Source organism: Arthrobacter sp. NPDC093139 (genome assembly GCF_044754165.1).
In the GTDB taxonomy this organism is placed as follows: Bacteria; Actinomycetota; Actinomycetes; order Actinomycetales; family Micrococcaceae; genus Arthrobacter.
Map to the genome: position 1 here is coordinate 43724 of NZ_JBIVOO010000019.1, position 23974 is coordinate 67697.

The window sequence follows — 23974 nt, forward strand, 5'->3', positions numbered from 1 at the left end:
CCACAGGCAACAGTCCGTCAACCCTTCCAGGAGATCAAGCGATGTTCCGGCTGGCCAGTCTTTCCCTCGGCAACCGTGCGCTGATCGCGCTCATCACCGTCTTTGCCTCGGTGTTCGGCGTGATCACCATGTCCTCCCTCAAGCAGGAGCTCATCCCCTCCGTTGAGTTCCCGCGGATCACGGTGATCACGTCGATGCCGGGGGCATCGCCGGAAGTCGTGGACAAGCAGGTCAGCCGGCCCCTGGAAACCGCGCTGAACAGTGTCGAGGGTCTCGAGTCGACCTCCTCCACCTCGAGGAACGGCACGTCGCAGATCAGCATGGTGTTCGAGTACGGTTCCGACCTTGACCGTGCGCGCAACCAGATTGACCGTGCCATTTCGAATGCCAAGCGCACGCTCCCGGAGGATGTGCAGCCGCAGGCCATCGCGGGCAGCATCAGCGACTTCCCCATCGTGTTTCTGGCCGTCTCCTCCGACAAGCCGCTCGGCGAACTGAACACCGACCTTCAGCGGCTGACGGTCCCAAAGCTTCAAAAGATCGACGGCGTCCGTGGCGCCGAGGTGACCGGCGGCGCCAGCCAGCACATCCTCGTCCTGCCGCGACCGGCCAGCATGGCCGCAAGCGGGGCAACCATCCAGTCCATCCGCGACGCGCTGACCAACAACGGCGACCTCATCCCGGCAGGAACCGTTGAGGAAAAGGGCCAGAGCCTATCCCTGCAGGTCGGGAGCCCCGTGGACTCCGTCACCGCCGTGAAGGCCCTGCCGCTGGCCGGCGTGAAGGGCGGCGCCACCATCGGTTCGGTGGCGGATGTCAGCATCAGGGACGATGCGCGGACCTCCATCACCCGGACCAACGGCAAGGAAACGCTTGCCGTCTCAGTCACCAAAAAGCCCGAGGGCGATACCGTGGCGATTTCCCACGCGGTCAAGGACTCCCTGCCGCAGCTGGAGGCGGAGCTCGGTTCCAGCGCCAAATTCACGCCGGTCTTCGACCAGGCACCCTTCATCGAGAAGTCCATCAAGGACCTCACCACGGAAGGCCTGCTGGGGCTTGGCTTCGCCGTGGCCGTCATCCTCGTGTTCCTGATGTCGGTCCGCTCCACGCTGGTTACGGCAGTGTCCATTCCGTTGTCCCTGCTGATCACGTTCATCGGGCTCTCGGCCACCGGCTATTCGCTGAACATCCTCACCCTGGGTGCACTCACCATCGCCATCGGCCGGGTGGTGGATGACTCCATCGTGGTGATCGAAAACATCAAGCGGCACCTCAGCTACGGCGAGCGCAAGCTCACGGCCATTCTCACCTCCATCCGGGAAGTGGCGGGGGCGATCACCGCATCGACGCTGACCACGGTGGCAGTGTTCCTGCCCATCGCCTTCGTGGCCGGCCTTGCTGGCGAGCTCTTCCGTCCGTTCGCGCTGACCGTCACCATCGCGCTGCTGTCATCGCTGCTCGTGTCGCTGACGATCGTTCCAGTCCTCGCCTACTGGTTCCTTAAGGCCCCGGCCGAAGCACGCGGCCCGGGGACGGTCCCGCAGCCGGCCCGCGAGATAGAGGCCAAGGCCCATGAGGCGGAGCAGCGCAGCCTCCTGCAGCGCGGGTACCTGCCGGTGCTGACCAAGACCCAGAAGCACCCGGTGGTGACGCTGCTCGCGGCCGTCCTGGTGCTGGGCGGAACCGCCGCCATGACTCCCCTGCTGGCCACGGACCTCCTGGGCCGCTCCGGCGAGAACAGCATGACGGTGAAGCAGGAGCTTCCCGCCGGCACCAGCCTCGAAGACACCAGTGCGGCGGCGCAGAAACTCGAAGGAGTACTGCTCGGAATCGATGGCATCAAGGACGTCCAGGTGACCTCCGGCAATGCACAGGCCGGCTTTACGGCTCTCACCTCCTCCGGCGCATCGAACTCCACCTTCACGGTGGTCACTGACGAGGCGGCCAAGCAGGCTGAACTGCAGGAGACCGTCCGGACGGAGCTGGCAAAGGTCAGCGGAGCGGGCAAGGTTTCCGTGGGAGCCCAGCAGGGCGGCTTCGGCACATCATCGACCGTGGACATCACGCTGAAGGCCGCGACCTCGGCTGACCTCAGGAAAGCCAGCGACGCCATGGTTGCCGCCATGACCGGCGTTCCCGGCAGCACGGAGGTGACCACCAACCTGGCGGCCAGCCAGCCCGTGGTCCAGGTGAAGGTGGACCGGGCCAAGGCAGTGGCTGCGGGCCTGAATGAGGAACAGGTGGCCGGGGTTCTGGCATCCACCATCAGCCCTGTCCCGGCGGGCACCGTGCGCATCGAAGCGGACGACTTCCCCGTCCGCATCGGCGAGGGCACCCGCTTCACGAGCATCGCGGCGGTCCGTGCCATCCCCCTCCCCGCTGCCGGCGGCCCGGTGCCGCTGGGCAGCGTCGCTGCCGTCGAGCAGGTGGACGTGCCGGTCTCCATTACCTCAAGCAACGGCCAGCGCACAGCGAAAGTCTCCATCACGCCGTCGGGCGCCAACCTGGGTGCGGTGAGCACCGAGGTCCAGGACCGGCTGAAGACCGTGGAGCTTCCGGCAGGGGTCACCGCGGAAATCGGCGGCGCCACCACCCAGCAGGCAGAATCCTTCCGGCAGCTCGGGCTCGCCCTGCTTGCCGCCATCGCCATCGTGTACGTGATCATGGTGGCCGCGTTCAAGTCGCTCGTCCAGCCGCTGATCCTCCTGGTCTCGGTTCCGTTTGCAGGCACCGGCGCCGTTGCACTGCTCCTCGCTTCCGGCGTTCCGCTGGGACTGCCGGCACTCATCGGGATGCTGATGCTGGTGGGCATTGTGGTGACCAACGCGATCGTCCTTATCGACCTGATCAACCAGTACCGGCAACCGCGGGCGGGCAGGCCGGGCATGGGCGTGGCCGATGCCATCACCCACGGAGCCCGGCAGCGCCTTCGCCCGATCCTCATGACTGCCCTGGCCACCGTGTTTGCGCTGACGCCCATGGCGCTTGGATTCACCGGCGGCGGCGGGTTCATCTCGCAGCCGCTGGCCATTGTGGTCATCGGCGGCCTCGTGTCCTCCACGGCACTGACGCTCGTGCTCGTCCCCGTGCTGTACCGGCTGGTGGAGGGGCGCCGCGAGAAAAGGACGCTGCTGCGCGAGCTGAAGGAGCGCCCGGGCTTCGCTCCCGCCGATGACGTCGATGCCGAATTCGCCGACTGGACCACGGGCACCACTCCCAAGGTCAGCGGGCGCCGCGCTGCTTCAGGTTCCCACGAGTAGATTTCGGGACGTGATAGGGGAAGCCTTTGCGGGCGACTTTGTTGAGGTCACCGTTGCCCCTCCCCCACCGATCCTCCACGTGACGGGGCGTTCTAATGTTCGGCACGCTGAGCCGCGATCGCGTGGACTACCTGCGAGCCAGTCGCGCACCGGTGAGTTTCCCGCGCCGCGCCCGGTCTATACAGTGGAGACCACTGACGGAAGACTGGCGCCGTGCGGAAACTTATCTACGGTATGAACCTGACCCTGGACGGCTACATCGCCGCGGCCGGCGACGACATCGGCTGGAGCGGGCCGCCGAGCGACGAACTCTTTCAGTGGTGGCTCGATCAGGAGCGGGCCATCGGCCTGTTGCTGTATGGACGCAAGCTGTGGGAGACCATGAGTTCCTACTGGCCGACCGGCGACCAGCAGCCCAATGCCACCGCGGCGAAAATCGAGTTCGCGCGGAACTGGCGGGCCACGCCCAAGGTGGTGTTCTCCTCGACGATTAAGAAGGTCGACTGGAACACCCGCCTGGTCACCGGCGACGCGGTCGCGGAGATCACCCGCCTCAAAGCCGAGGACGGCGAGCCGATGAGGGTTGGTGGTGCAACGCTCGCCGGGGCGGCCATGCGGGCCGGGCTGGTCGATGAGTACACGATCGTGACCCATCCGGTCCTGGTGGGCGGCGGCACTCCGTTCTTCACCGCGCTGGATAGCTGGGTGAACCTGAACTTGGTGGAGACGCGGACCTTTCCCGGCGGGGTGGTTCTGACCAGGTACGAGACGAGGCGCTGAGCGCCAACTCCAGCCGGGACTCGCAGCTCACCAGATCCCCACTTAGCGTGGCGTCGATCTCCACGAAGCCGCCCATTACGCCTTGGTCGCGTCCAGGGGGCTCCAGAATTACAGTTGGGTTGACCTTGACCTGGGTGTCGCCGGCGATGAGAATCCTGAGAATGATGACGGTGGCCGTCGGCATCGACGTTGGGCTCCTCGACGGCAAGGGGCTCGACCTTGTTGCCTTGGACGCCTCCCGCCGGATCCGCCACGCCGTCCAGCACCTTCGCGATCTCGACGAACTCACACGGATCGTGAAGACGCTCGCGCCTGATGTCGTCTGTATCGATTCGCCCTCACAATGGGCGGAGCCGGGCACCCGTCGCCCCGCCGAGCTGGACTTGGCCCGACGAGGGATCAACCTCTACGCCACTCCATCGGCAGACCGCGCCCGTCCGTTCCACCGTTGGATGCAGGACGGGTTCAGGGTCTATGCAGCCCTCGCCCACATGTACCCTCGATATACCGGCGGCGACGTTCGCGGGAAAGCGGCCGGGTACTTCCCCCATGCCTCTGCGGTTGCGCTGAACGGACGGATCGGGGAGTTTGCCGAGAAGGTCCCAATCCGCCGGCAGCTGTTAGCGGAGCAAGGAGTCGATGAGCGGGTGCTGATCGGCGCTGACCAGGTAGACGCGGCGCTGGGAGCGGTTACGGGACTCATCGCCCTGGTAGGGCGGCATTCTTGGGTGGGCGAAGGGACTGATGCGATGCTTCTTCCCGTGCAGGAGCTGCGTGCACGTTACCTACGTACTCCTGCAGCTCCGGCCGTTCGGAGCGTGAGCCGTGCTGCGCGCCCCCCGTTTCCAGCCGACGAGAAGCGTGCACCCTGTCTCTGCGGATGCGGCGGAACGCCAGCAGGACGGCGATCACAATTCATGCCTGGCCCTGATCACCGGATAAACCCCGCGACGGGCCGAAGATGGAACGGATTGCCGTAACCGCACGCAACCCCCGTGAAACGCAACCCAGCCTGGCCCCAATCTCGGCTACTTCTTTCAGCCGAGCGGGGCGCTTTCGCCGCGCCCTCTCCCCTAATGAAGCTGGCAATCGGAGCTACGCCAGCCAGCTCACCCCGCATCCGTACATAGCGACCCGGCCCATCGACATAGTGACTCGTTGCTAAAGGTGGTCGTTCTATGGCCGACAGGCAGGCAGGGCGCGCCCGGCCTTTTTGAGGCGGCCGAGGTTCCGGGCGAGGGTCATGCTTTGCCGGGTTGAAACATCCGGGAGGTAGGCGCGCGCCAACGCGACCCCGACGGTCGGCAGGGCCGCGATATCCGGGAGGGCCATGAACAGGGTGCTGTACTCCGGGTGGAACTTGGCCTTGAAACGGAACAGGGAACCAAAGCCGTAGGCGGGCTCGAGGGTCCTCGAAAGCCAGGCGAGGAAGGCCGCGATTCCAGTAGCGCGCCCTTCTGTACTGCCGGCACCGGATCCCGGCTTAGTAGCCAGCGGCGCGCCGGACAGGCTCAGGAACCGCACGCCCTCCTGCTGCAGATGCAGCGCCGTCGAGGCGATGAGGAACTCCATCACCCCATTGTCCGAGCCAGGAGCGCGGCGCATGAAGTCCAGGGTCCAGGCGACCACTGCCCCGTCCTCGTGGACTGGCATCCAGGACGTCACGGCTTCGATGCTTCCGTCATGGGCGACTGCGAGCATCAGGCGGACGTCCGGATCTTTGAGTTCGTCCAGGCCGCCAAGCGTGAACCCCATTTCCGGCAGCTTGTTTTCGGCGGCCCAGGATTCGGAGATCGCCGTGATCTCAGCGGTTGCGGCGAACGGCAGTTCGGCCCAGGAGGTCCATACCGCGGTGCGGCCCTCCCGGGCAGCCTTGTTCAGGGCGGTCCGGACGTTCTGCCACTGTCTTCCCTTCATGGTGAATCCCGCTGTGTGGATGACCGTTTCCTCCCCCACCGGCAGGTAGCGCCAGCCGAGTTCATTGAAGATAGGCAGCAAAGCGGAATGGAAAGAGTAGAAGACCGGAGACCAGTTGTGTTTGTCGCAGAAAACCAGGAATTCCCGGATGGTCCGGCCCGCCCGGTGGCGGGCGCAGATGGGATCGCCGAGTACAATCGCCTGCCCGTTGACCACCCGGTACGCCAGGGCCCCGGAGCCGTCATACGTGAACCACGGCGTATTGCCCTCCCAGGTGGTCATATGCCCCAGCGAGCCGCCGCCGTGGCGGCGAAGCAGCGTACGGAACTTCCCGACGTCGTGCACTGACGCGACGCGGGGTGAGCGCGAAAGCAACCAAAGGGCGGCGAGGAGGAAAACCGTCCAGAACGCTGGTCCGGCCCACTGATAAGCCCAGCTCACCGCCGTGTGCCGCGGCAGGAGCAGGTGCCCGGTGCCGCCCAGGAAATGCGGCGGAACGAAGCGGCGCGGCGCCTCGAGGAACACCCGGGCGGCAGCAACCCGCGGGGCGATGGACTTCAGGGCCCGAAGTGCGGTGACGGTGCAGGCAGCCGCCAGGACCAGGAAGGCGGACACCACCACCAGGACGAAGCGGCGGAGGTCGGGCTGGGGGACGCGGATCCCGAAGTGCCTGCGCTGGAGCAGGAGCATGATCACGGAGCCGGCAGGAACCAGGGCGGCCGTGATCATCCAGATGAGCAGTTCCTGGCTGTTGAACGGGCGGTGTACAGCGGATCCCGCCTGCACGCTGAGCCGCATCACCCCGAAGGATCCGGGCGTCGCCAACAGGATCACCGTATTGACGCCCACGGCCAGCCACCAGCCAAAGCGCCTGCCCCGGTACAGCCCCCACGCCGCCACGCCCAGCAGCACCACGGGCACGAACGCGAGCAGCATTGTTCCGGGCCCCTGCGAACCGATCCGGGCCAGTTGGTGGATGCACAGCCTGGACATCGGGAGCCCGCCCCGGCAGGCCGCGGCAAGCGTTCCCGAGTCCACGGGATCATCCATGAACAAGTAGGAGCCGAACGCGAAGGGCGTCAGATCGGTGCTGCCCAGGAAGGCCACCAGCGGACCCACTGCCGTGACCAGTACGACGGCGGCCACCAGAGTGCGCGTCTCCCGGTGCGAACTCAGGGGTGCTTTGAGCGGACGCTTCCTGGCCCGCAGCAGTGCGCCGAGGGGGAACCCTGCCAACACCGCCAGGAGCCGGTAGAAATCCTCGGGGTCGCCCGAATAGAGGACGAAGATCAGCACGAACGTCAGCAGGACCACCCTGAGCCTGCGCCGCCAAAGCAGGCCCATGCTGCCGGTGGCCGTTGAAATGGCCCCCAGGACGCCGGTGAGCGGATCCACCGTGGCGGCCGAGGAAGCGGCCGTGGACCACCATTCCCAGGCGAGCGTCCCCAGCCATTGCAGCAGGATGCCCAGGAAGCCGCCAACAAGCCCGGTGGCCAGGAAGGCGAGACCCGCCTTCCGCGTTCCGAGGACCCGTTCCGCCAGGCCGAGGAGGAGGATTGCCCCGGCCACCGCCAGCAGGGTTGCCGTGGCATCCTGCGGCACCACGAGCGCCGTGAACAGTGTCCACCACCGGCCTCCCAGGAAGGTGGCATCCACGCCCTGGCCCCACAGCCGGCCGGCATCCGCGCCGGATGCAGAGTTGCTGGACACAGGGTGGCCGGCCAGTGTTCCGGAAAGTGTTCCGCTGAAGACGGCCGCTGCGAGGAAAACGGCCGCCATGAGGAACGCAAAGGGGATGCGCCTGAAGAACCCGGTCAGGCGTTCCTTGGTGTTTCGCAGTTTTCCGCTCATGAAGGAGACAAGCCCCAGCGCGGATACAGGAGACGGAAGGCTTCGGCCGCCCCGCCATAGAATGCCTCGCCTACATGGCCGGCCCCGGGAACGCTGTAGAGGCTGGTCCGGATGCCTACCTGCGCCGCCGTTGCCGCGGAGCGTTTGGCGGCCGCGGTGTACCCGGGGTCGCGGCTGCCCGCCGTGTACACCGCGTCCGTGTCCATGTAATGCCCATGTGCCAGCATGATGTTCCCGGGCTTGACGGCGTTGTAGGCTTTCGCGTCTCCGTTGAAGAACCCAGCCAGGGTCAGCGCGGCCTTATCCGCCCCTTGGAATTCTTCCCCGGAGATGGAAATGAAGTTTCCGAAGTCCTGGGGATATTTGGCGGCGAAGTAGCTGGCGCACGTCCCGCCGTTTGAGTAGCCAAGGAAGGTCCAATGCCTGCGGTCCTGCATGATCGGCAGGTTTTTCCGGGCCCAGGGCAGGACGTCCTGGGTGACGTAGCTTTCCACTTTGCCCTTCGGCCCGTCCAGGCACAGCGGATCCTGGGTGGGGTCGCCGAGCTGGTCCACAACCAGGACTATCGGAGCGAGGCCATGGTTCTTCCGGGCCATGGCGTCAGCCACGGTGCCGATGCCAATGGGGGTGGGACTTCCTGGCTGGCCCATCATCATGATCACGAAAGGCAGGAGCGGCGGATGTTTCACCAGGGCCGCCGGCGGCAGGTAGAGGCCGGACCAGCGCGCCTGGAACCCGGAGTGCGTGGCCGGGATCGGCACGGGCGTCTTGCCCCTGAGCCCTGTTTGGGGCATGTCGGCCGGAGCCGTCCAGGTCCGGTAGAGCGGTTCTGCCGAAGCTTTCTGCCAGGTGGAGCGGAGCGGGATCCGGACCGTATTCGCTGTGTTGATGTCCAGTAAGGAACCAAGGCTCGGGTTCAGCCCGTAGGCCGCATTGACCTGGAAGACGGCCGTTGCCAGGAATACCGGTATCGACAGGCCCGCGAGCAGGCTCCGCCACCAGCGTCCGCCGCGGAGGTTTGCGATGGCCAGGGCTGTCCCGGCGAACGCCGCGGGGGCCCAGAACCAGACCTCGGGCACCAGCGGTCCGCCAAAGGTGTTGTCGACGAACACGCAGTACCACAGCACGCCGAGCCCTGCTGAGGTTCCGGCCGCCAAAGCGGTTGCGGCCGCTGCGAACCAGCGCGCCCGCCGTCGTTTGAGCAGGAGGTAGGCAAGCAGGACCGAGCTCACGATGGTCCACGCAAGCAGGAAGCGCGGGCCGGTCACCCCCATATCCAGGACGGGTTTCCAGAATCCCACGGCAGCTCCTCATTTCCCGACGACGTTCCCCATGCAAGCCTGGACCGAAAGCCGGTTCGTGCTGGCGTGCGCTTCTCTGCGACCTTTGTAGCGAAGCAGGCTGGTGAATGCCTACCAGAATGCTGGGAGCCGACAGGGAGCTGCAGTCCGTAACGTCCGGAGTGCCGCGGCAGAGGTGCGGCCCCTCGGCACGTATGCAACCTTCCGATCTGGGCAAGACCCGACCCGGCAGGAAAGCATCACATCAAGAACGCAAGTAAGGTAACGGCGAAGGAGTCCGTAGCAGCTGATCTTGCCCTCCTGGCAAACCTCTATTCAGGGGCGGACGGCAATCGCCTGACAGCCGCCACAGATCCGGTCAGACCAGCCAGCGCCACCAGCGTGACCGCTCCGGTTCCGGCGCTGGTTCCGGCTCCGGCTCCTCGCCCAAGGCCAGCGCGGCCTTGACGATGTCGTCCGCGGTCAGCGTCATGACGGCCTCACGATCGAGCGCGTCGAGACTTTGTTCCTCGTCGAGCGACAGCCGCAGCGCCTGGCGGTTGAGCGCCTGCTCGAACAGCGTGCGGGCGAACCGTGCGTTGCCGGAGTCCTCGCCGGCGTGGAGCCCGGTGAGGATGCGGCGCAGCATCTGGTCCGCACCCGGCTCCAGCGTGTACTCGTGCTGGGCCAGCATCTGGTGGAAGATCGTCTGGAGTGCGTCCACGGAGTAGTCGGGGAACGTGATCTCGCGGGCGAACCGGGAGCGCAGTCCGGGGTTCGAGAGCAAGAAGGACTCCATCAGCCGCGGGTACCCGGCCACGATCACGACCAGGCGGTGGCGGTGGTCCTCCATCCGCTTGAGCAGGACCTCGATCGCCTCGGGGCCGAAGTCCATCCGGCCGTCCTCCGGGGCCAGCGCGTACGCCTCGTCGATGAACAGGACGCCGTCCAGCGCACGCCGGATCACCCTGTCCGTCTTGATGGCGGTCTGGCCGACGTACTGCCCCACCAGGCCCGAACGGTCGACCTCGACCAGGTGGCCTTTCTGCAGCAGTCCGACCGCGCGGTACATCTCGGCCAGGAGCCGCGCCACGGTGGTCTTGCCCGTGCCCGGGTTCCCGAGGAACACCAGATGCTGTGATGTGGCCACCTCCGGCAGGCCGTGCGCCTTACGGCGGGCCTGAACCTGGAGCAGTGCGACGAGCGCCCGCACCTGTTCCTTCACGGTCTCCAGTCCGACCAGCGCGTCGAGCTCGGCCTGCACCTCGGACAGCGGTCGGGTCGGCCCGGGCCTCGCACCGATGAGATCGCCGACCAGGTCGTCGACGCGCTCCGAACCGTGCAGCTTGAGCTGATCGGTCAGATGGCCGATTGTTTCGCGCAGGTCGTCGAGCGGATTGCGGCTGGCAGCCATGCATCCACTGTAGTACTCGATTCCCGACCGGGATGGGGTTGGCGTCACCAGTATCAACTCCCTCTTGGTCGTAGTAGCAGCCGGAACCCCAAGCGGGACGATGGAACGCCGTGATGGCGAGTCGAGGGGCAGTAGGCCGCTGGAAGTTCCCAGAGCGGCCAATCACTGACACACTCGGTAAATGCTCACTCAGGACGTGCTAGATGCTGCCTTAGAACGAGCCGACGCCCTAAAGCGGCGTGACGGTGAATCTTTGGGTCGCTTACTACATCCGAAGTTCTGCTGGATCTCACACAAGGGAGACCAGTTCGACCGCGATGCCTACCTTCGATCCAACCTAGAGGGCCAGAGCACCTGGCATGGTCAAACTCTCGAACAGCCCAGTATCACGATGTTTGGTGCCACCGCCGTTCTTACCTGCATCGTTACAGACGACGTATCAACGATGGCCGGCAGGAGCCGCTACCGTATGCCCATGACTCAGGTCTGGGTCCATGAAGGTGGCAGATGGCTACTCGCTGCCGGACATGCAGGTCCGCGCCTCTAGCTTCCCGGGGCGTGCGGGTCGGGTTGCGCGGTTGCGTTTGGGGAAACCTCTGCCGGGACGGCAGCCCCGCCGCATGCTCTAGCTGGATGAATCGGCTGCACCTCGTCCGCCCTGGGCCTGGTTTAAAGCGCTCAGCAGGCCGTGGGCGTCTGGGACGTCAAAAAAAGCTACATTCTGTCCCATGCCCAGGCTGAAGAAGTCCAACCCCGTGTTCTGATACATGCCGAACATGCCCATGGCGCCCGGATACCCGAAAGTCACACTCACATGTTGGCCATCCTTAGACCTGTCCACCTTGGTAGGGATAGCCCTGACGGGGGTATCAGCAACTGACCTGTTCCCTGCGCAAACGATCGCCCGACTGTCTGTGAGCCCATAGGCTGTGGTGACCTTTCGCCGTTTTTTGACAATGAAACGGCCGAAAATAAGGTAGAGGCCCAACAGTACGAATGGAATTCCCCAAATAACGAACAACGGCGACTCGGATCTAGTGATGGCCATAATTTCCCATACGACCGCAAATCCACCCCAGAGGATGCTGAAAGGGACGAGAAACGCATCAGCTCCTGTAAAGCGAACTCTGGGGTCGGGTTGACCAACCCATAGGAGCCGTTCGCCCTGGCGAAGAAGTGGCAGAATCCGGCTTCTTGGATCGTTCATGCTGAAGTGTTACACAGTCAGTTCGTGCCTGAACAGGGCAAACCTCGGCGAGTAAGTGCCGGAGGCGCCTCAGAAAGGTGCAGCCTTTGGAGACAGGCCGAAGACGCCGGACAAGCAGAGCCGTTTTGGGGGGACTCGTGTGACTGTCATTTCAGAATGGTGGTTTTCACCGTTCAGTTTGACGGCTTCGGTTGTTGTAAAAGAGCAACCCTCAACGCACGCGTTTCTTTTCCCCGAATATGCTGATTCCTGTTCCTGAGTGCTCTAGCGTGAGTTGAAGAATACGGCACTGGCTAGGACAAGTATTTTAACGAGCCCGCTCCTTCTGGGATCCTCTGGTTTTCTTGGCTCGAGCATAGTTTTGAAAAGCATCCCGGTCGACTGCTAACCCAAATCAACTTCAAACGGGGGCCCGCCGACGACCAAGTGGCAGTAGCTGATGGAGTCATAGCGTTGACCGCGGCCCTCCCAAAGTTCCGGTTCGGAACGGTCGATCGTCCCGAAAGAGGGCAGCCCGCATAAAGCCCCGCAAGCCGGTGGCTGACCCTTCGCTTCTTTCGTCCATACGCGGAACCCTCTACGGCACGGTTTTTGGTGTGCGGAGATCCGCAAACTCACCTGACACGTACCGGCTGGAGCAGAGTCCAGCCGCGAATGGACGGTGGCGGTCCTCACGGCAGCGGCAGCGGATCAGTCGACTCCCCGTTCGTCGGTCTACGTGGCGATGGCCGTTATTCGGCTGGCGCGGTCGATCTTGAGAGTCGCCATCGCGTCGTCGAGGTAGCTCCCGAACGCTTCGCTGCGGTCAGAGGCGAACCACGCATGGCGGGCCGCCTGCATGCAGGCGAAGGCCGCGCCCACAATGGCGGCCGGTCTGGGGTCCGATGGGTCGTGTTCGTCGTCATTGAGGCGCACGGCGATGCGCCCGATGAGGAGCTCCTGCACGCGTTGCATCTTCTCCAGGTAGCGGGCATAGAGCTGGGGTGTGCTCCTGACGATCTCATCCATCGCCTCGCTCCGGGCGCGCTGATGCTCGTCCTGAACGTAGTCGAGGGTGATGTCGAACATGCGGCGCAGAGATTCCCAGACTGGCTCGTTCTTGGGGCGGGCATCGAGAGCTTCTGCCATGCGGTCTGCGAAGAGATCGTACTTGCCGATGACGAGGTCGTCTTTGGAAGGGAAGTAACGGAAGAAGGTGCGTTTGGACATTCCCGCGGCCGCGGCGATCTGGTCGACGGTGGTGTTGTCGTAGCCCTGCGCGGCGAACAGGTCCTGCGCCACAGCCGTCAGTTCGGTCTGTGCGAGACGGCGTGTGCGCTCTCTGATAGGAACCGGGTTCGTATCGCTCATCCACCCATCGTATCCCAAGACGCGGTATTGACACCGAGTGTCAAGGAGGGCATATAGTTGCTTTATCGCGTCAGAGGGGCGTCTGGTTCTGAAGGAGCATCATGAGCAAGGTTTGGTTCGTCACCTCAGCAGAAGGCCGTTCGCGTCGTCATGGCTGAACAGACATCGCTCTCAACGCCTGGGCCCCGTTCGCTCCGGGCGGGCGAGCTATGGGCAGGCGCTCTGCGAACCGTTCGCCACACACCGGAGACCGCCGCGCTGCTGTAGTAGCCCCGGATTCCCCCCTTTGCTCTGACCAAGACATTTCGCCTCATTCCTAGAAGGAGACACATCATGCGGAACAAAGTCGTCGTGCTGACCGGTGCCAGCGATGGAATCGGTGCTGCAGCGGCCCGAGAGCTCGCCGCTCATGGCCACACGGTCGTGCTCGTCGGCCGCTCACCCGAAAAGACTGCCGCTCTCGCGCGCGAGCTCAAGACAGATCACTTCCTGGCGGACTTCGCCAAGCTCGGACGTGCGCGCTCTCGCGATAGCACTGACCGACGCGTACCCCCGAATCGATGTCCTGGCGAACAATGCCGGAGGCATCTTCGGTGATCCCTCTCGGACTGAAGACGGCTTCGAGAAGACACTCCAGATCAACCACCTCGCCCCCTTCCTACTCACCAATCTCCTCATGGATACCTTGGTCGCCAGCCGGGCGTCGATCGTGAACACATCAAGTGTGGGTGCCCGTGTGTTCGGGAACATCGACCTGAACGACCTCAACAACGAGAAGAAGTTCTCGCCGAACAAGGCCTACGGCGACGCGAAACTGGCCAACATCCTTTTCGCGAAGGAGCTGAACAACCGCTACGCCCGTGCAGGTGTTTCAGCTGCCGCGTTCCACCCGGGCAATGTCAGGACGAACTTCGCGTCCAATACGACCAGCGGGATGCGCTTCGTATACCAGACCCCACTAGGTCGCCTCATGGGCCTCATCAGCCCGGGGAAGGGCGCCGAGTCTCTTGTCTGGCTCGCTGAAGGGGCCCCTGGGCGCGAATGGGTCTCCGGGGAGTACTACGAGAAGAAGAAGGCCGCAAAGACCAACCCTCAGGCTAGTGACGCCGGACTGGCGGCCGGCCTGTGGGATAAGAGCGCCGAAATGGTCGGTCTGACCACGGCAAAGAACTAGAGCGTCTCCGCGCTGCATTTGACCTCGAGAACGCTTTGCGCGGAGAACGTCACCCCCGGTCCAGCAGCGTTAGCGCCTGGACGAGGACGACGTCGTTGCGCGGTGTTTCAGCGGACGAATCGGATGGGGGCGATCCGGAGGGTGAAGAGGGCGGCGATAGCGGTCGCGACGATGAAAACGGATGCGTAGCTGCCGCTGATACCGGCGATGCTCGAGTCAGGCCCGGTCCGAGGATCTCACGGCTAGTGTTGGCCATGTTGAGGATTCCAAGGTCATCATGCTTAGAAGAGCGGCCCCAGAGGGACACCTCCCGCGACTGCTGCAGCACCGTGCTGGAGGGCCTCCAATCCAGTCTGACTCGAGGCAAACGTCCCGTTAGGACAAACCACCCAGCAGCCCATCGCATAAGGGGGTGGCCGACCCGAGGATTCTTGCCTCCATACGGGAACCCTGCACGGGGCAACCCGCGGCAACCTGGGTGTCCACTTTGCCGAATTGCCTCCTCCATGGAGGAGATACTGACCTCAGATAGCCCCTCCCTTCGGTAGCATCGCCAGCATGACCACATGCTCTGTGCTGCGCTGCCCCGAGACCCCAACCAGTGTCTTCAAGCTCATGCCCGGCTCCAACCTGGAAGTGCCTGTCTGTGCCGGACACAAGGCGGTCTTGGAGGGCGGTGCTCATTGGATGGTCCATGGTGGCACGGGCTTGCCACCTGAAACGGTGTCCGAGAGTCCACAGGAATCAGTCTTCTCACGGGAGCGGATCTCCCGGACCGCAACCGGCTGATTGGCCTCGGTGTCAGCCCGACTATAGGGGACGAGCTCGGCTTCGCGGTGGAATTGAACATTGAGGCCGCGGACGGTCAGCAACGGGTTTCATTCTGGATGACGGAGGATGTCGGTAGGCGACTTGGTGCCTTCCTGGCTAGCCCCTCCAAACCACCTGCCCCGCCGGCTGCGTAGTTCCAGATCCTGTGAATCGCGGCGGTACTTGGCGTTGTTCTGTCAGCGGTAAATCGCAGGTGTGCGCTCCTTAGACAGGTTCGCGACATCGACCCTTTATGCGGTGCGAAAGGCTGTTCTCGGCAGACACTATTGGCCTCGGATGAGTGTCAATTTGCAGGGGCGGATCATGGTGGTGGCCGGAGCAGACTCTGATCCGGCCACCGATTCAGTATTGCAGAGAGGACAGGCACCCGGTCAGCTGTAATCGTGCAGACCTGGTGCAGGTGTCAGTTCCCGGCGATAGTGTAGGTATTCCACCCGCCGGTGTATGTCTCCCGGGTAGCCCAGGCGCTCTTGTTCGCTTGGTAGTAGTGAAGGACGCCGGCCGAGTCGCGTGCTCTCAGGCCGACTGTGCCGCTGCCGTGGAGCCCGGAGACAGCGCGAATGGAGCTCATGGTGTTCCATCCGTTGCCGATGGTTGCGCGCTTCTCTGCAGTAAATGAGCCAGCGCCGTTGGTGCGGTACAGCTTCAGGTAGCCGGAGGAGTTCTTGGCAACGACGTCGGTGTTGCCGTCCTTGTCCCAGTCCAGCAGGTTGAAGGATATCCCGTTCCAGCCGGTGCCGATCTTCACCCGTGCTGACAGGCCCTTGCCGGACGGGTTGCCGTAGTGGAATAGCTCACCGGTGGCGTTATTCCTAGCGATGATGGACGGGTACTTATCCGTTTTCTTCCACGTGCCCACGGTGATCTCATAGTTCCGCCAGCCAACGCCGATGATGCGGTCCTTGAATCCGCCGGTGGCGGTTCCTTCACGATATGTCAGGGTGCCGTCCTGGTTCTGCACAACCAGGTCCGGAACACCTTCCGCGTCAGAGTTCCAGTTGGTCACGAAAAAGGCCGTCGGGATCGGGGCTCCAGCCGGCCCAATAGCGCGCCGTTGCGGCGTCACGCCCGGAGTCATCCAGGCATAGGACCAGAGGGTGCCGCGCTGATCGTAGGCAACCACATTGGCTGTTGAGTCAATGGAGAAGTTCCAGCTGGTATGCGGCAAGTCTGCTGCCTGGGCAGGTGCGCTGAAGCTGGAGGCGCACAGGGCGGCAGCGATGGCCGCCAGCCCTGCTCGGGTACGAATGGTCTTTTTCACGTGGATGCTGAGCCTTCCCCAATATTGCTCGTGGAAACACTGGATGTGTTTCCACGGAGGCTACCCTTTTTCCATTGAATGTAGAAAGCATTTCTGTGCGTCCGAACACTTTGTAACCGAACCGGTATTTCCGTGAAAAGTTCCGGGCGTCTGTCGTGAACCGTGGACCCGAAGAGGCGCGTTCGGTGCTCCGGAACCAAGAACGCGGCCCTCGACATTCGCATGTTGGAGACCGCCCGTCGAGCAGTGAAAATCACATTCTGAACTTGTGGATTTGATCGCTATGCGGCGGCGCTTTTTTTGGTTGCCCCGTGTCGCAACAGTGCCCGTAAGGGGGAACGCTCGTCGAACCCTAATGGTTAGACTCGGCCCATGACCGCTTTCCCTCAGATACTCCAGACGGTCCTAGACACTACTGATGCGGGAGGACTGGCGGAGTTCTACCGCCAGCTTCTCGGACTCCAGTACCGGCCAGGAGACGAGCCAGTTGAGGGCATACGCGACGATCTTGATTGGCTGGTTCTCACCGATGCGCAAGGCAACCGCAAACTCGCTTTCCAGCAGGTTGATCACCTGAAGCGGACTACATGGCCCTTGCCTGATGTGCCGATGCAGATGCACCTCGATCTGACCGTTCCTGACCGGGAAACACTCCAGCATCAACATCATAGGGCGCTGGCATTAGGGGCTGAGCTTCGTCTTGATCGTACGGATGACTTGAACGAGCCGTTGTACGTCTACGCCGATCCGGCCGGCCATCCGTTCTGCATTTTCGTAGCCTGAAGCGAGGATGAGTTTTCGGCGCGCCCGGTAAAGGATCGCCGAAGGAACCCTCTGTGGGCTTTGTTGCGTGAACGACTCGGCTAAAGGTTGTACTTGTGAGGACCTCGGAGCAGAGTTGTATTTACTCCCCGCCGGAAGAAGGACCACCGATGTCTCGAAGAATTATCTGGACAGGGGTGGCAGTCGTGATAGCGGCCGGCATAGTGGTTAGGTATTTGTTTGGTCCCGCTGAAGCTATCGCAGTCGTCGTTTGCTCCGTTCTTTTGTCGGCTATTTCGGCTTGGTCTTATATAAAGGGCAATGAAACAGCACGAGATACTGATGAATACCGGGAGCAGCTGATAAGTAAGCGTAGACCTAAACGGGAGAGTGATTCCTAGCATCGGCTGGGTCAGCCCCGAACCGACAAGGACGTCGGATGGGAGCGGCTCTCCCTGTAGCGATTGCAAGGCCGCCGGCAGCTCAATCCGGTCCGTAAAACGGGCGGACATACCCGCACGCTTCCTTCTTTCAATCAGCGAACCCTCTACGGGACAACTTCAGCGTTTCCCAAAAACTTTTTCCCACATATGTAACCTTTTGGGTGGTCGCGGACAATACAGGGCATGGGGAACGTTGAATCCGAGGACGGGGAGCTGTGGTTTCGCAGCATCAAGGGCGACGGCGAGGCCTTCAGAGTTTTGTATACCCGGCACCGAGACAGGATCTTCCGCCATGCCTACCGGCTTTCTGGGGACCGGCAGGATGCCGAGGACATCATGGCCACGGCTTTTCTTGAACTGTGGAGACGCCGGACAAAGGTGCGAATCGTGGAAGGATCCATCCTTCCCTGGTTGCTGGTCACGACGACGAACACCGCACGGAACAGCGCTCGGGCGGCGCTACGCTACCGCCGCCTCCTGGACTCCCTCCCACGAAGAGAGGAAACTTCCGACCCCACCGGCGAGGACCTCCTCCTCGGCTATCAGGGGGCGCTGGATAAGGATCTCGCCCGGGCACTAGGGGCTTTGAACGCCGAGGATCTGCATCTGGTGAGCCTGGTGGTTTTCGAGGACTACAACATCTCCGCCGCAGCAGCCGTTCTTAACCTGACGCCCGGGTCGGCCAAGACCCGGCTGCACCGGGACGCCAGCGCATGAAATCCGCCCTCACCAGCACACATCCTGTCCCCACCCCAACGACCACGGTTTTGGAAGGAGAACGGTCATGAACGAGCTTCGGGTCGATGACCGGTTCAGCAAAGCACTGGAGGCAGAACTTGTCTCACGGGTTCAGAAGGCAGCGCCATCCCGCAGACGGAAGCACACCCGGCTTTGGGCTGGCACTGCTGTCTTCGCTGGTCTCGGGCTTTTGGGCGGTGTGGGCGCGACTGCGGCCGGTTTATTCGTCACGCCGGGATCCCCTCGGGTGACGCCCCTGGCATCTCCGGTGACAGAGACGCACACCGGAACGGCAACACTGCGGCTCGGTCCTGCCCCTGAAGACACCACGGGCATCGAAATCCAACTCACCTGCCTAAGCCCTGGCACCTTTGAATACGGGCGCGGCGCCAGCACAACCTGCGATCAAGACGACGTGGGCGCACCTCAGGACTGGACCGGCTACACGATTCCTCTCACGCCAGGGGAGGAAAGCATCACAATCACGACCAGCCCCAAGGCCAGCTGGAAACTCAGCGCCCAGTACGTCAACACCGAGATCACCGACTGGGCGGTTAACGCCGACGGGGACACCTACGGCGCACAAAACGAGAACGGAAGTCCCAACATGGTCGCCGTCATTGCGACCAACGGGACAAGAGGCTACGTCTACCGGACCCAGCTCGAGGACGCCAACGGAACCGCAGCGATCAAGACCTTCAAAAGCCCCGAAGAAGCCCTCGCATGGCAGGAAGCGCGGCTCGGCAAAGACTTCGCCATCCCCGTTTACGATGTGACCGGCAAAACAGTCGTAGGTGAATTCGTTATCAGCTATGCGGCCGGGAACTCTGGGATCGTTGGAAAACCGGCAGTGGAATGCTTAGGAGTTCCGCCGACACTGGGTCCTGGCCAGACATACCCTTGTCCCGGCTTGTCGCCAATAGAAACGGGATACCCAGCTATCCCAGTGCCTCCCAACTGATGGATCATTGTCACAGTTCTGGTGCTAGAGGCCCGCGGACCGGGTTGCGCCATTGCGTTTGGGAACGCTATGCACAACGCTTTCTCATGATTCCTGAATGCCTAGCTCTATGGCTTCAAGCTCGATCAGCCACTACTTTCGAGGGAGCACTACGAAGAGCACTCACGAACGCAAACGGGGAGATTTGGGATGACAGTAAACCGTCGCAGGGTTAGAAGAGCCCTTACCGGCGGCTTCATAAGCCTCGTGGTGGGATTCCTTATCGCGCTCTTGATCACTGGTTTTCACATGATGGATGCCCTCATCGCGCTGCTGTGGTGTCTTCCCTTTATCGTGGGTCTGACATACATCTACATGAGGGAAAAATCCGACTCTCCTTGACGAGCACCTGAGGCTCACTAGCTTCCATAAGGGTTTCCCATTCAGGCAGCACGAGTGTCTCGCTCGAGCATGAGTTGAATCCTAGTTCAGACATCTGGAGCCGAACCCGGGGCGCTAAAAAACGTCCGAAAGAGGCCCGTCCGCATATCGTCCAGCAAGCCGGTGACCGACCCGACGCTTCTTACGTCCATACGCGGAACCTTTAGCGGACAGCAACTCTACCTATCGTCGCCCGGATTGATTTCCTAACAGCGGGCGTATCTCGCTGAATGCCCGCTACGCTTTTCGAACAGCCCAGCCAGGCTACAAGAGGGGAGGAACCGTGAGAACACTCCGCTTGATCAAGCGCCTGCTGATGGAGGGACCTCAGCCGGCGAGACGCTATGAATGGCTGATGTGGGTCTCGCTTCTGGCGTGTTTGGCGCTCGGTATCGCGACCCGCACCTTTTGGATAGCGTTCGTCGGTGTGGGAGTAGCAGGCGTTTTCGCTTTTCTCTTTGGCCGTTGCGTCTTTCGCGATATCAATGGCGCAGCGACCTTCTGGTCCAATGCGTACAAAGAGAGCCGGGGCATCTCCCCGGAGCGCTTCACCTTCTTCGATGTGCCAACGGCCAAGGCCATGGGATTCTCCTCTATGCTGATGGGCGTTTTTTGGACCGGCGGAGCAATAGTTGCACTAGTCCAGGCTGCACTGGCCCAGGCCCGATAAACCTCTGTTGGGGCAGAACCACGGCACCCGGCTGGTTCGAGTTCCACAAAGTGGGTCTGCCGAACCTGCCGATCCCCTCAAGCGGAAAGGCACCGTTCGGGGAAACCTAGAGGGAACCTCTTCGGGATACTGCGCAGGGAGCGGGAAGCAGCGGCGGAGTCAGTCGAATCACCGCTTCAGGAAGCATTGGGCCTACTTTCCCCTGGCGACAGGGAAGTACTCCTCTTGAGCTACTGGGACGGTCTTTCATCAACAGAAATAGCAGAACTCCTGAACACCAGTGCCACGGCCATCCGCATGCGTCTCCATAGGGCCCGCAAGGCACTTAGCACCGTGATCCAAGCCGAGAAAGAGGGCGTAAAGAAATGAACCCCGCAAACAACGTTTGTGATGCTCTTGGTCGGGAGCTGGCCGCAATCGACCCCGCTTCTGAAGTGACGGAAGCTGACCTGGCACGGAGCCGCGCGAGGTCCCTCGCCTTCGCTGGTACTGAGGGCTCCTTAGGTACCGGTTCCAGAGCATTGAAGAAACGTGACGCTCGAGTTTCCAGCCTGGCTCTCCGACGTCAGCCTGTCCCTGTCCGGCGCAGGGTGGTCTTGGCGGCAGCCGCTGCCGTGCTGCTTGTGGGCGGCATCGTCACAGCCGACGTCATTCTGCCTGGCTATTCCGGTGCCAGTGCCGAGGCCGCCCAGGCTCTGCACAGTGCAGCCTCGGCGAGCATCAAGACCAGTGACCCCGTGGTTGGCCCCGGGCAGTACTTGAAGGTCGCAACCACTGCCGTCAGCAGCGGAGGCGTGGCGCAACAGGGTGGAACATCGGCCGCTTGGCTGGATAAGACTACCGGTGAGGTCTACGTGCCAGCGGACCGGAGCCAGGAATGGGTTTGGAACAGGGGAGCCCGAGTGCCTACCCAGTTCTTCAGCGCAAGTGCAGAAGCAGCATGGAAAGAGATCGAGAAGAAGGTCAGCGGCTCGCCAGGATTCAAGGCAGAGATCGTCCGGGCGGACGGTGGTGCTTTCTACGGCGGGCCGCAGAACGTGATCAACGGCATGAGCTTGGATGAAATACCAACCATTCCCCGGGACCCCAAGGAGCTTCTCAAGCTCATCTACGACCGGACCGTGGGTGCCGGCCCATCGGCAGAGATAGAAGCCGTGGTCACCATTGCAGACACCCTCAGGACGGGAATCGTCCCCGCGGACCTCCGCGCGGCGCTTTATGAAGCAGCAGCACTCATTCCCGGCGTAACCCTCACAGAGCAGCAGGCAACCCTGGACGGAAGGACAGGGGTCGCTATCGGCATCGAGGGGCCCTTCGGCGGCGGCCGCCAGGACATCATCATCGATCCGGATACCGGCCTGATGATCGGTGAACGGAAGATAGCGCTCAAAGCGACGGACGTTTTTCCTGCAGGCACGGCAACCGAATGGACGTCCATACGGACCTCAGTCGTGGACTCAGCGCCATGACAGGGGCTGGACACGGACTGATTACCCGCCATTGGAATCGCCCCTGGCTCACTGCCTGCGCCTTGGCGGGAGGCGCCGTTGCGGCAGCGGCTGTGCTGTTCACCGCCCCAGGCGAGGGTCGGGTTATCCCGCTCGCTTCCCCCGTGGCCGAAACCCACACCGGTACAGCAACCGTCCAGCTCGGTGACCAGCCATCAGGCACGACCGGCCTTGAGATGGAACTTATCTGCATCACTGCCGGATCCTTCGTGTTTCCCGACGGAGCCACGAGCATTTGCTCTGAAGCCGACGCCTCCAGCCCCAGTGGCAACCGGTCGGGCCTCCTGGTGGCTCTCGAACAAGGCCAGGACAGCGTGACGATCAAGACTGAGGCACAAAGCCGCTGGCAGCTCAGCGTTAGATACGTCAAGCAGGAGAGAAATACCGTGATGATCTGGGACGCGCGGTAAGACCATAGCCGGCGGCCAGCGGGGTGTTCACGCTTTCGACGGGACTGTTTCGCAGAATCTGAGGTGTAGCTGGTGGGAGGCCGGAAGATGGCGAAAGTTGTTGGGAATCAGTGAAACCTTTTGCGTCTGGCCGGACATTAAAGGGCATGGGGAACAAAGGAACCGGTGAAGAGGCGTTGTGGCACCAGAGCCTTCTGGGCCAAGGCGATGCCTTTGGGGTCCTGTATGACAGGCATCGTGACAGGGTCTTCCGCCACGCGTACCGGCTGTGCGGGAACCACCACGACGCTGAAGACATCATGGCTGCCTCCTTCCTTGAGCTCTGGCGGCGGCGAAAGCAAGTCCGGGTCGTGGAAGGATCGATCCTTCCATGGTTGCTGGTCACGGCAACGAACGTGGCCCGCAACAGCGCCCGTGCGGCACTCCGCTACCAACGCCTCCTGAACGCCCTTCCGCGAACCGATGACCTCAGCGACCCAACAGCAGATTCTTACCGCTCTTACCAGGACACTCTCGATCAGGACCTGGCACGAGCGCTGGCTACCCTGACGGCCGAGGACCTGCACCTGGTCACCCTGGTCGTTTTCGAGGAGCACACCATCGTGGCCGCCGCCGCTGTGCTGAATCTGACCCCTGCCGCAGCGAAATCACGGATCCACCGGGCCCGTCAGCGCCTAAGAGCCGCTCTCGACGGTGACGCATCAACTAACCCGCCCATCGCTACAACCCCGGTTTTGGAAGGGGAACGGCCATGAATCAACTCCACGTCGACAACCTGTTCAGTGATGCCTTGCGGGCAGAACTCGTCTCCCAGGTCGTTAAGGAATCACCTGCTGCGAAACGGAGGCGTACCAGGGTATGGCTTGGTTCCGTTGCGCTAGCCGGCGCCGGACTGCTTGGCATTGGAGCGGCAGCGGCAGGGCTTTTCGTCATCCCTGGAGGCGAAAGGGTGACACCGTTGGCCTCGCCCGTGACCACAACCTACACCGGCACAGCAACCGTTGAGCTGGGCACTCCGCCAGAGGGAACCACGGGGATTCAGATGGAACTTAGGTGTCTGACCCCCGGCTGGTTCGAGTATCCCGATGGTGCATCGAGCAGCTGCTCGGAAGAGGATGTGGCAAACGGCAAAACGGGCTGGAGCGGCTACACCATCAGCCTCGCGCCCGGCCAGGACAGTGTCACGATCAAGACCGACCCCGAGGCCCGCTGGCAGCTCACCGCAAAATATGTGAAGCAGGAACGGACTGAGCTGGGCGTCAACGCCAAGGGCGAGACCTACGGTGTCGAAAGCCAAGAAAAAGGAACCCCGGACCTGATCGCCGTGATGGCGACAAACGGCGCATCCGGCTACGCCTACGCCCGTGACCTCTACGGAGGCCCCATGCCCACCAGTCCCGAGGACGCGGTCAAGAACTACCCCAACCCAATCCCCCTGCGGGAAATCCCCGTATATCTCAGCGACGGGGAAACCCAGATAGGTGTCTTCATGGCCGCCGGCTCCGGTGGAGGAATACCCTCCTACCCAACCCAGAGCGCCCCGCCAAAATAAACCTCAGCGCTGCGAAGGGGCGCACTCAATACGTGACTTCAGCTCTTCACTGGCTCCGCCCGCGCAGCGTCTATGGCGGCCGGAGGAGCGCTAGCTGTATTGTCCCGGCAGGTTGGTGACACGGGGATTTACTTGAAGCAATAAGAGGACCTCCGGGTGTTGTGTGGTGCTTGTCGAGAGCGAAC

At 62.7% G+C, this 23974-nt stretch carries 19 protein-coding genes and 1 pseudogene; 14 read left to right on the plus strand and 6 right to left on the minus strand.

What is annotated here, in order from left to right:
• Positions 1-41: 41 nt before the first annotated feature.
• From ACIP90_RS20210 to ACIP90_RS20220, 3 genes are all read left to right on the plus strand, one after another.
• Positions 42-3260 carry an efflux RND transporter permease subunit gene (locus tag ACIP90_RS20210; protein WP_400581497.1) on the plus strand — a complete coding sequence of 1073 codons (3219 nt, stop codon included), beginning with the start codon at positions 42-44 and terminating at the stop codon, positions 3258-3260.
• Positions 3261-3473: 213 nt separating this feature from the next.
• Positions 3474-4040 carry a dihydrofolate reductase family protein gene (locus ACIP90_RS20215; RefSeq protein WP_400581498.1) on the plus strand — a complete coding sequence of 189 codons (567 nt, stop codon included), beginning with the start codon at positions 3474-3476 and terminating at the stop codon, positions 4038-4040.
• A 161-nt stretch (positions 4041-4201) separates the two neighbouring features.
• Positions 4202-5020 (plus strand): DUF429 domain-containing protein, encoded by an 819-nt coding sequence (locus ACIP90_RS20220; protein ID WP_400581499.1) that lies wholly within the window; start codon positions 4202-4204, stop codon positions 5018-5020.
• 196 nt (positions 5021-5216) lie between these two features.
• On the opposite strand, the gene ACIP90_RS20225 is transcribed toward ACIP90_RS20220, so the two are convergent.
• The 3 genes from ACIP90_RS20225 to ACIP90_RS20235 form a co-directional block, all read right to left on the minus strand.
• Positions 5217-7808: a phosphatidylglycerol lysyltransferase domain-containing protein gene (locus tag ACIP90_RS20225; protein ID WP_400581501.1), complete on the minus strand. Its 2592-nt coding sequence runs from the start codon at positions 7806-7808 to the stop codon at positions 5217-5219.
• Positions 7805-9109: an alpha/beta hydrolase-fold protein gene (locus ACIP90_RS20230; RefSeq protein WP_400581502.1), complete on the minus strand. Its 1305-nt coding sequence runs from the start codon at positions 9107-9109 to the stop codon at positions 7805-7807. Before ACIP90_RS20230 ends, ACIP90_RS20225 begins: the two co-directional genes overlap by 4 nt.
• A 358-nt stretch (positions 9110-9467) precedes the next feature.
• Positions 9468-10502, minus strand: coding sequence for an AAA family ATPase (locus ACIP90_RS20235; protein WP_400581503.1), 1035 nt, complete (start codon positions 10500-10502; stop codon positions 9468-9470).
• Between the two features lie 181 nt (positions 10503-10683).
• Between ACIP90_RS20235 and ACIP90_RS20240 the strand changes: the two genes are divergently transcribed.
• The gene (locus ACIP90_RS20240; RefSeq protein WP_400581504.1) at positions 10684-11049 is read left to right on the plus strand and encodes a nuclear transport factor 2 family protein; all 366 of its coding nucleotides are present in this window, start codon (positions 10684-10686) and stop codon (positions 11047-11049) included.
• A 78-nt stretch (positions 11050-11127) separates the two neighbouring features.
• Here the strand turns inward: ACIP90_RS20240 and ACIP90_RS20245 are convergent, their stop codons facing one another.
• Together ACIP90_RS20245 and ACIP90_RS20250 are read right to left on the minus strand one after the other, a co-directional pair.
• Positions 11128-11709 (minus strand): hypothetical protein, encoded by a 582-nt coding sequence (locus ACIP90_RS20245; protein WP_400581505.1) that lies wholly within the window; start codon positions 11707-11709, stop codon positions 11128-11130.
• A gap of 714 nt (positions 11710-12423) precedes the next feature.
• Positions 12424-13059: a TetR family transcriptional regulator gene (locus ACIP90_RS20250; protein WP_400581507.1), complete on the minus strand. Its 636-nt coding sequence runs from the start codon at positions 13057-13059 to the stop codon at positions 12424-12426.
• 333 nt (positions 13060-13392) lie between these two features.
• Here ACIP90_RS20250 and ACIP90_RS20255 point away from each other — a divergent pair.
• Positions 13393-14233 (plus strand): annotated as a pseudogene (locus ACIP90_RS20255) (SDR family NAD(P)-dependent oxidoreductase).
• A 1234-nt stretch (positions 14234-15467) separates the two neighbouring features.
• Here the strand turns inward: ACIP90_RS20255 and ACIP90_RS20260 are convergent.
• On the minus strand, positions 15468-16325 hold the full coding sequence (locus tag ACIP90_RS20260; protein WP_400581508.1) for an FG-GAP repeat domain-containing protein: 858 nt from the start codon (positions 16323-16325) through the stop codon (positions 15468-15470).
• Between the two features lie 372 nt (positions 16326-16697).
• On the opposite strand from ACIP90_RS20260, the gene ACIP90_RS20265 reads away from it, so the two are divergent.
• From ACIP90_RS20265 to ACIP90_RS20305, 9 genes are all read left to right on the plus strand, one after another.
• Positions 16698-17108, plus strand: a complete 411-nt coding sequence (locus ACIP90_RS20265) for a VOC family protein (RefSeq protein ID WP_400581509.1) — start codon at positions 16698-16700, stop codon at positions 17106-17108.
• A 605-nt stretch (positions 17109-17713) separates the two neighbouring features.
• The gene (locus ACIP90_RS20270) at positions 17714-18247 is read left to right on the plus strand and encodes an RNA polymerase sigma factor (RefSeq protein WP_400581510.1); all 534 of its coding nucleotides are present in this window, start codon (positions 17714-17716) and stop codon (positions 18245-18247) included.
• A gap of 67 nt (positions 18248-18314) precedes the next feature.
• Complete coding sequence (locus tag ACIP90_RS20275) at positions 18315-19229, plus strand: peptidase M56 family protein (RefSeq protein ID WP_400581511.1); 915 nt, start codon at positions 18315-18317, stop codon at positions 19227-19229.
• A 703-nt stretch (positions 19230-19932) separates the two neighbouring features.
• Entirely contained in the window at positions 19933-20319 is a 387-nt protein-coding gene (locus ACIP90_RS20280) for a hypothetical protein (RefSeq protein WP_400581512.1), read from the plus strand.
• Positions 20320-20448: 129 nt separating this feature from the next.
• Positions 20449-20688 carry an RNA polymerase sigma factor gene (locus ACIP90_RS20285; RefSeq protein ID WP_400581521.1) on the plus strand — a complete coding sequence of 80 codons (240 nt, stop codon included), beginning with the start codon at positions 20449-20451 and terminating at the stop codon, positions 20686-20688.
• Complete coding sequence (locus ACIP90_RS20290) at positions 20685-21788, plus strand: CU044_5270 family protein (protein WP_400581513.1); 1104 nt, start codon at positions 20685-20687, stop codon at positions 21786-21788. The genes ACIP90_RS20285 and ACIP90_RS20290 overlap by 4 nt, the downstream gene beginning before the upstream one ends.
• Positions 21785-22237 (plus strand): hypothetical protein, encoded by a 453-nt coding sequence (locus tag ACIP90_RS20295; protein ID WP_400581514.1) that lies wholly within the window; start codon positions 21785-21787, stop codon positions 22235-22237. Before ACIP90_RS20290 ends, ACIP90_RS20295 begins: the two co-directional genes overlap by 4 nt.
• Before the next feature lie 146 nt (positions 22238-22383).
• Positions 22384-22992 (plus strand): RNA polymerase sigma factor, encoded by a 609-nt coding sequence (locus ACIP90_RS20300; RefSeq protein ID WP_400581516.1) that lies wholly within the window; start codon positions 22384-22386, stop codon positions 22990-22992.
• The gene (locus tag ACIP90_RS20305; RefSeq protein WP_400581518.1) at positions 22989-23789 is read left to right on the plus strand and encodes a peptidase M56 family protein; all 801 of its coding nucleotides are present in this window, start codon (positions 22989-22991) and stop codon (positions 23787-23789) included. Before ACIP90_RS20300 ends, ACIP90_RS20305 begins: the two co-directional genes overlap by 4 nt.
• The last annotated feature ends 185 nt before the right edge of the window (positions 23790-23974 follow it).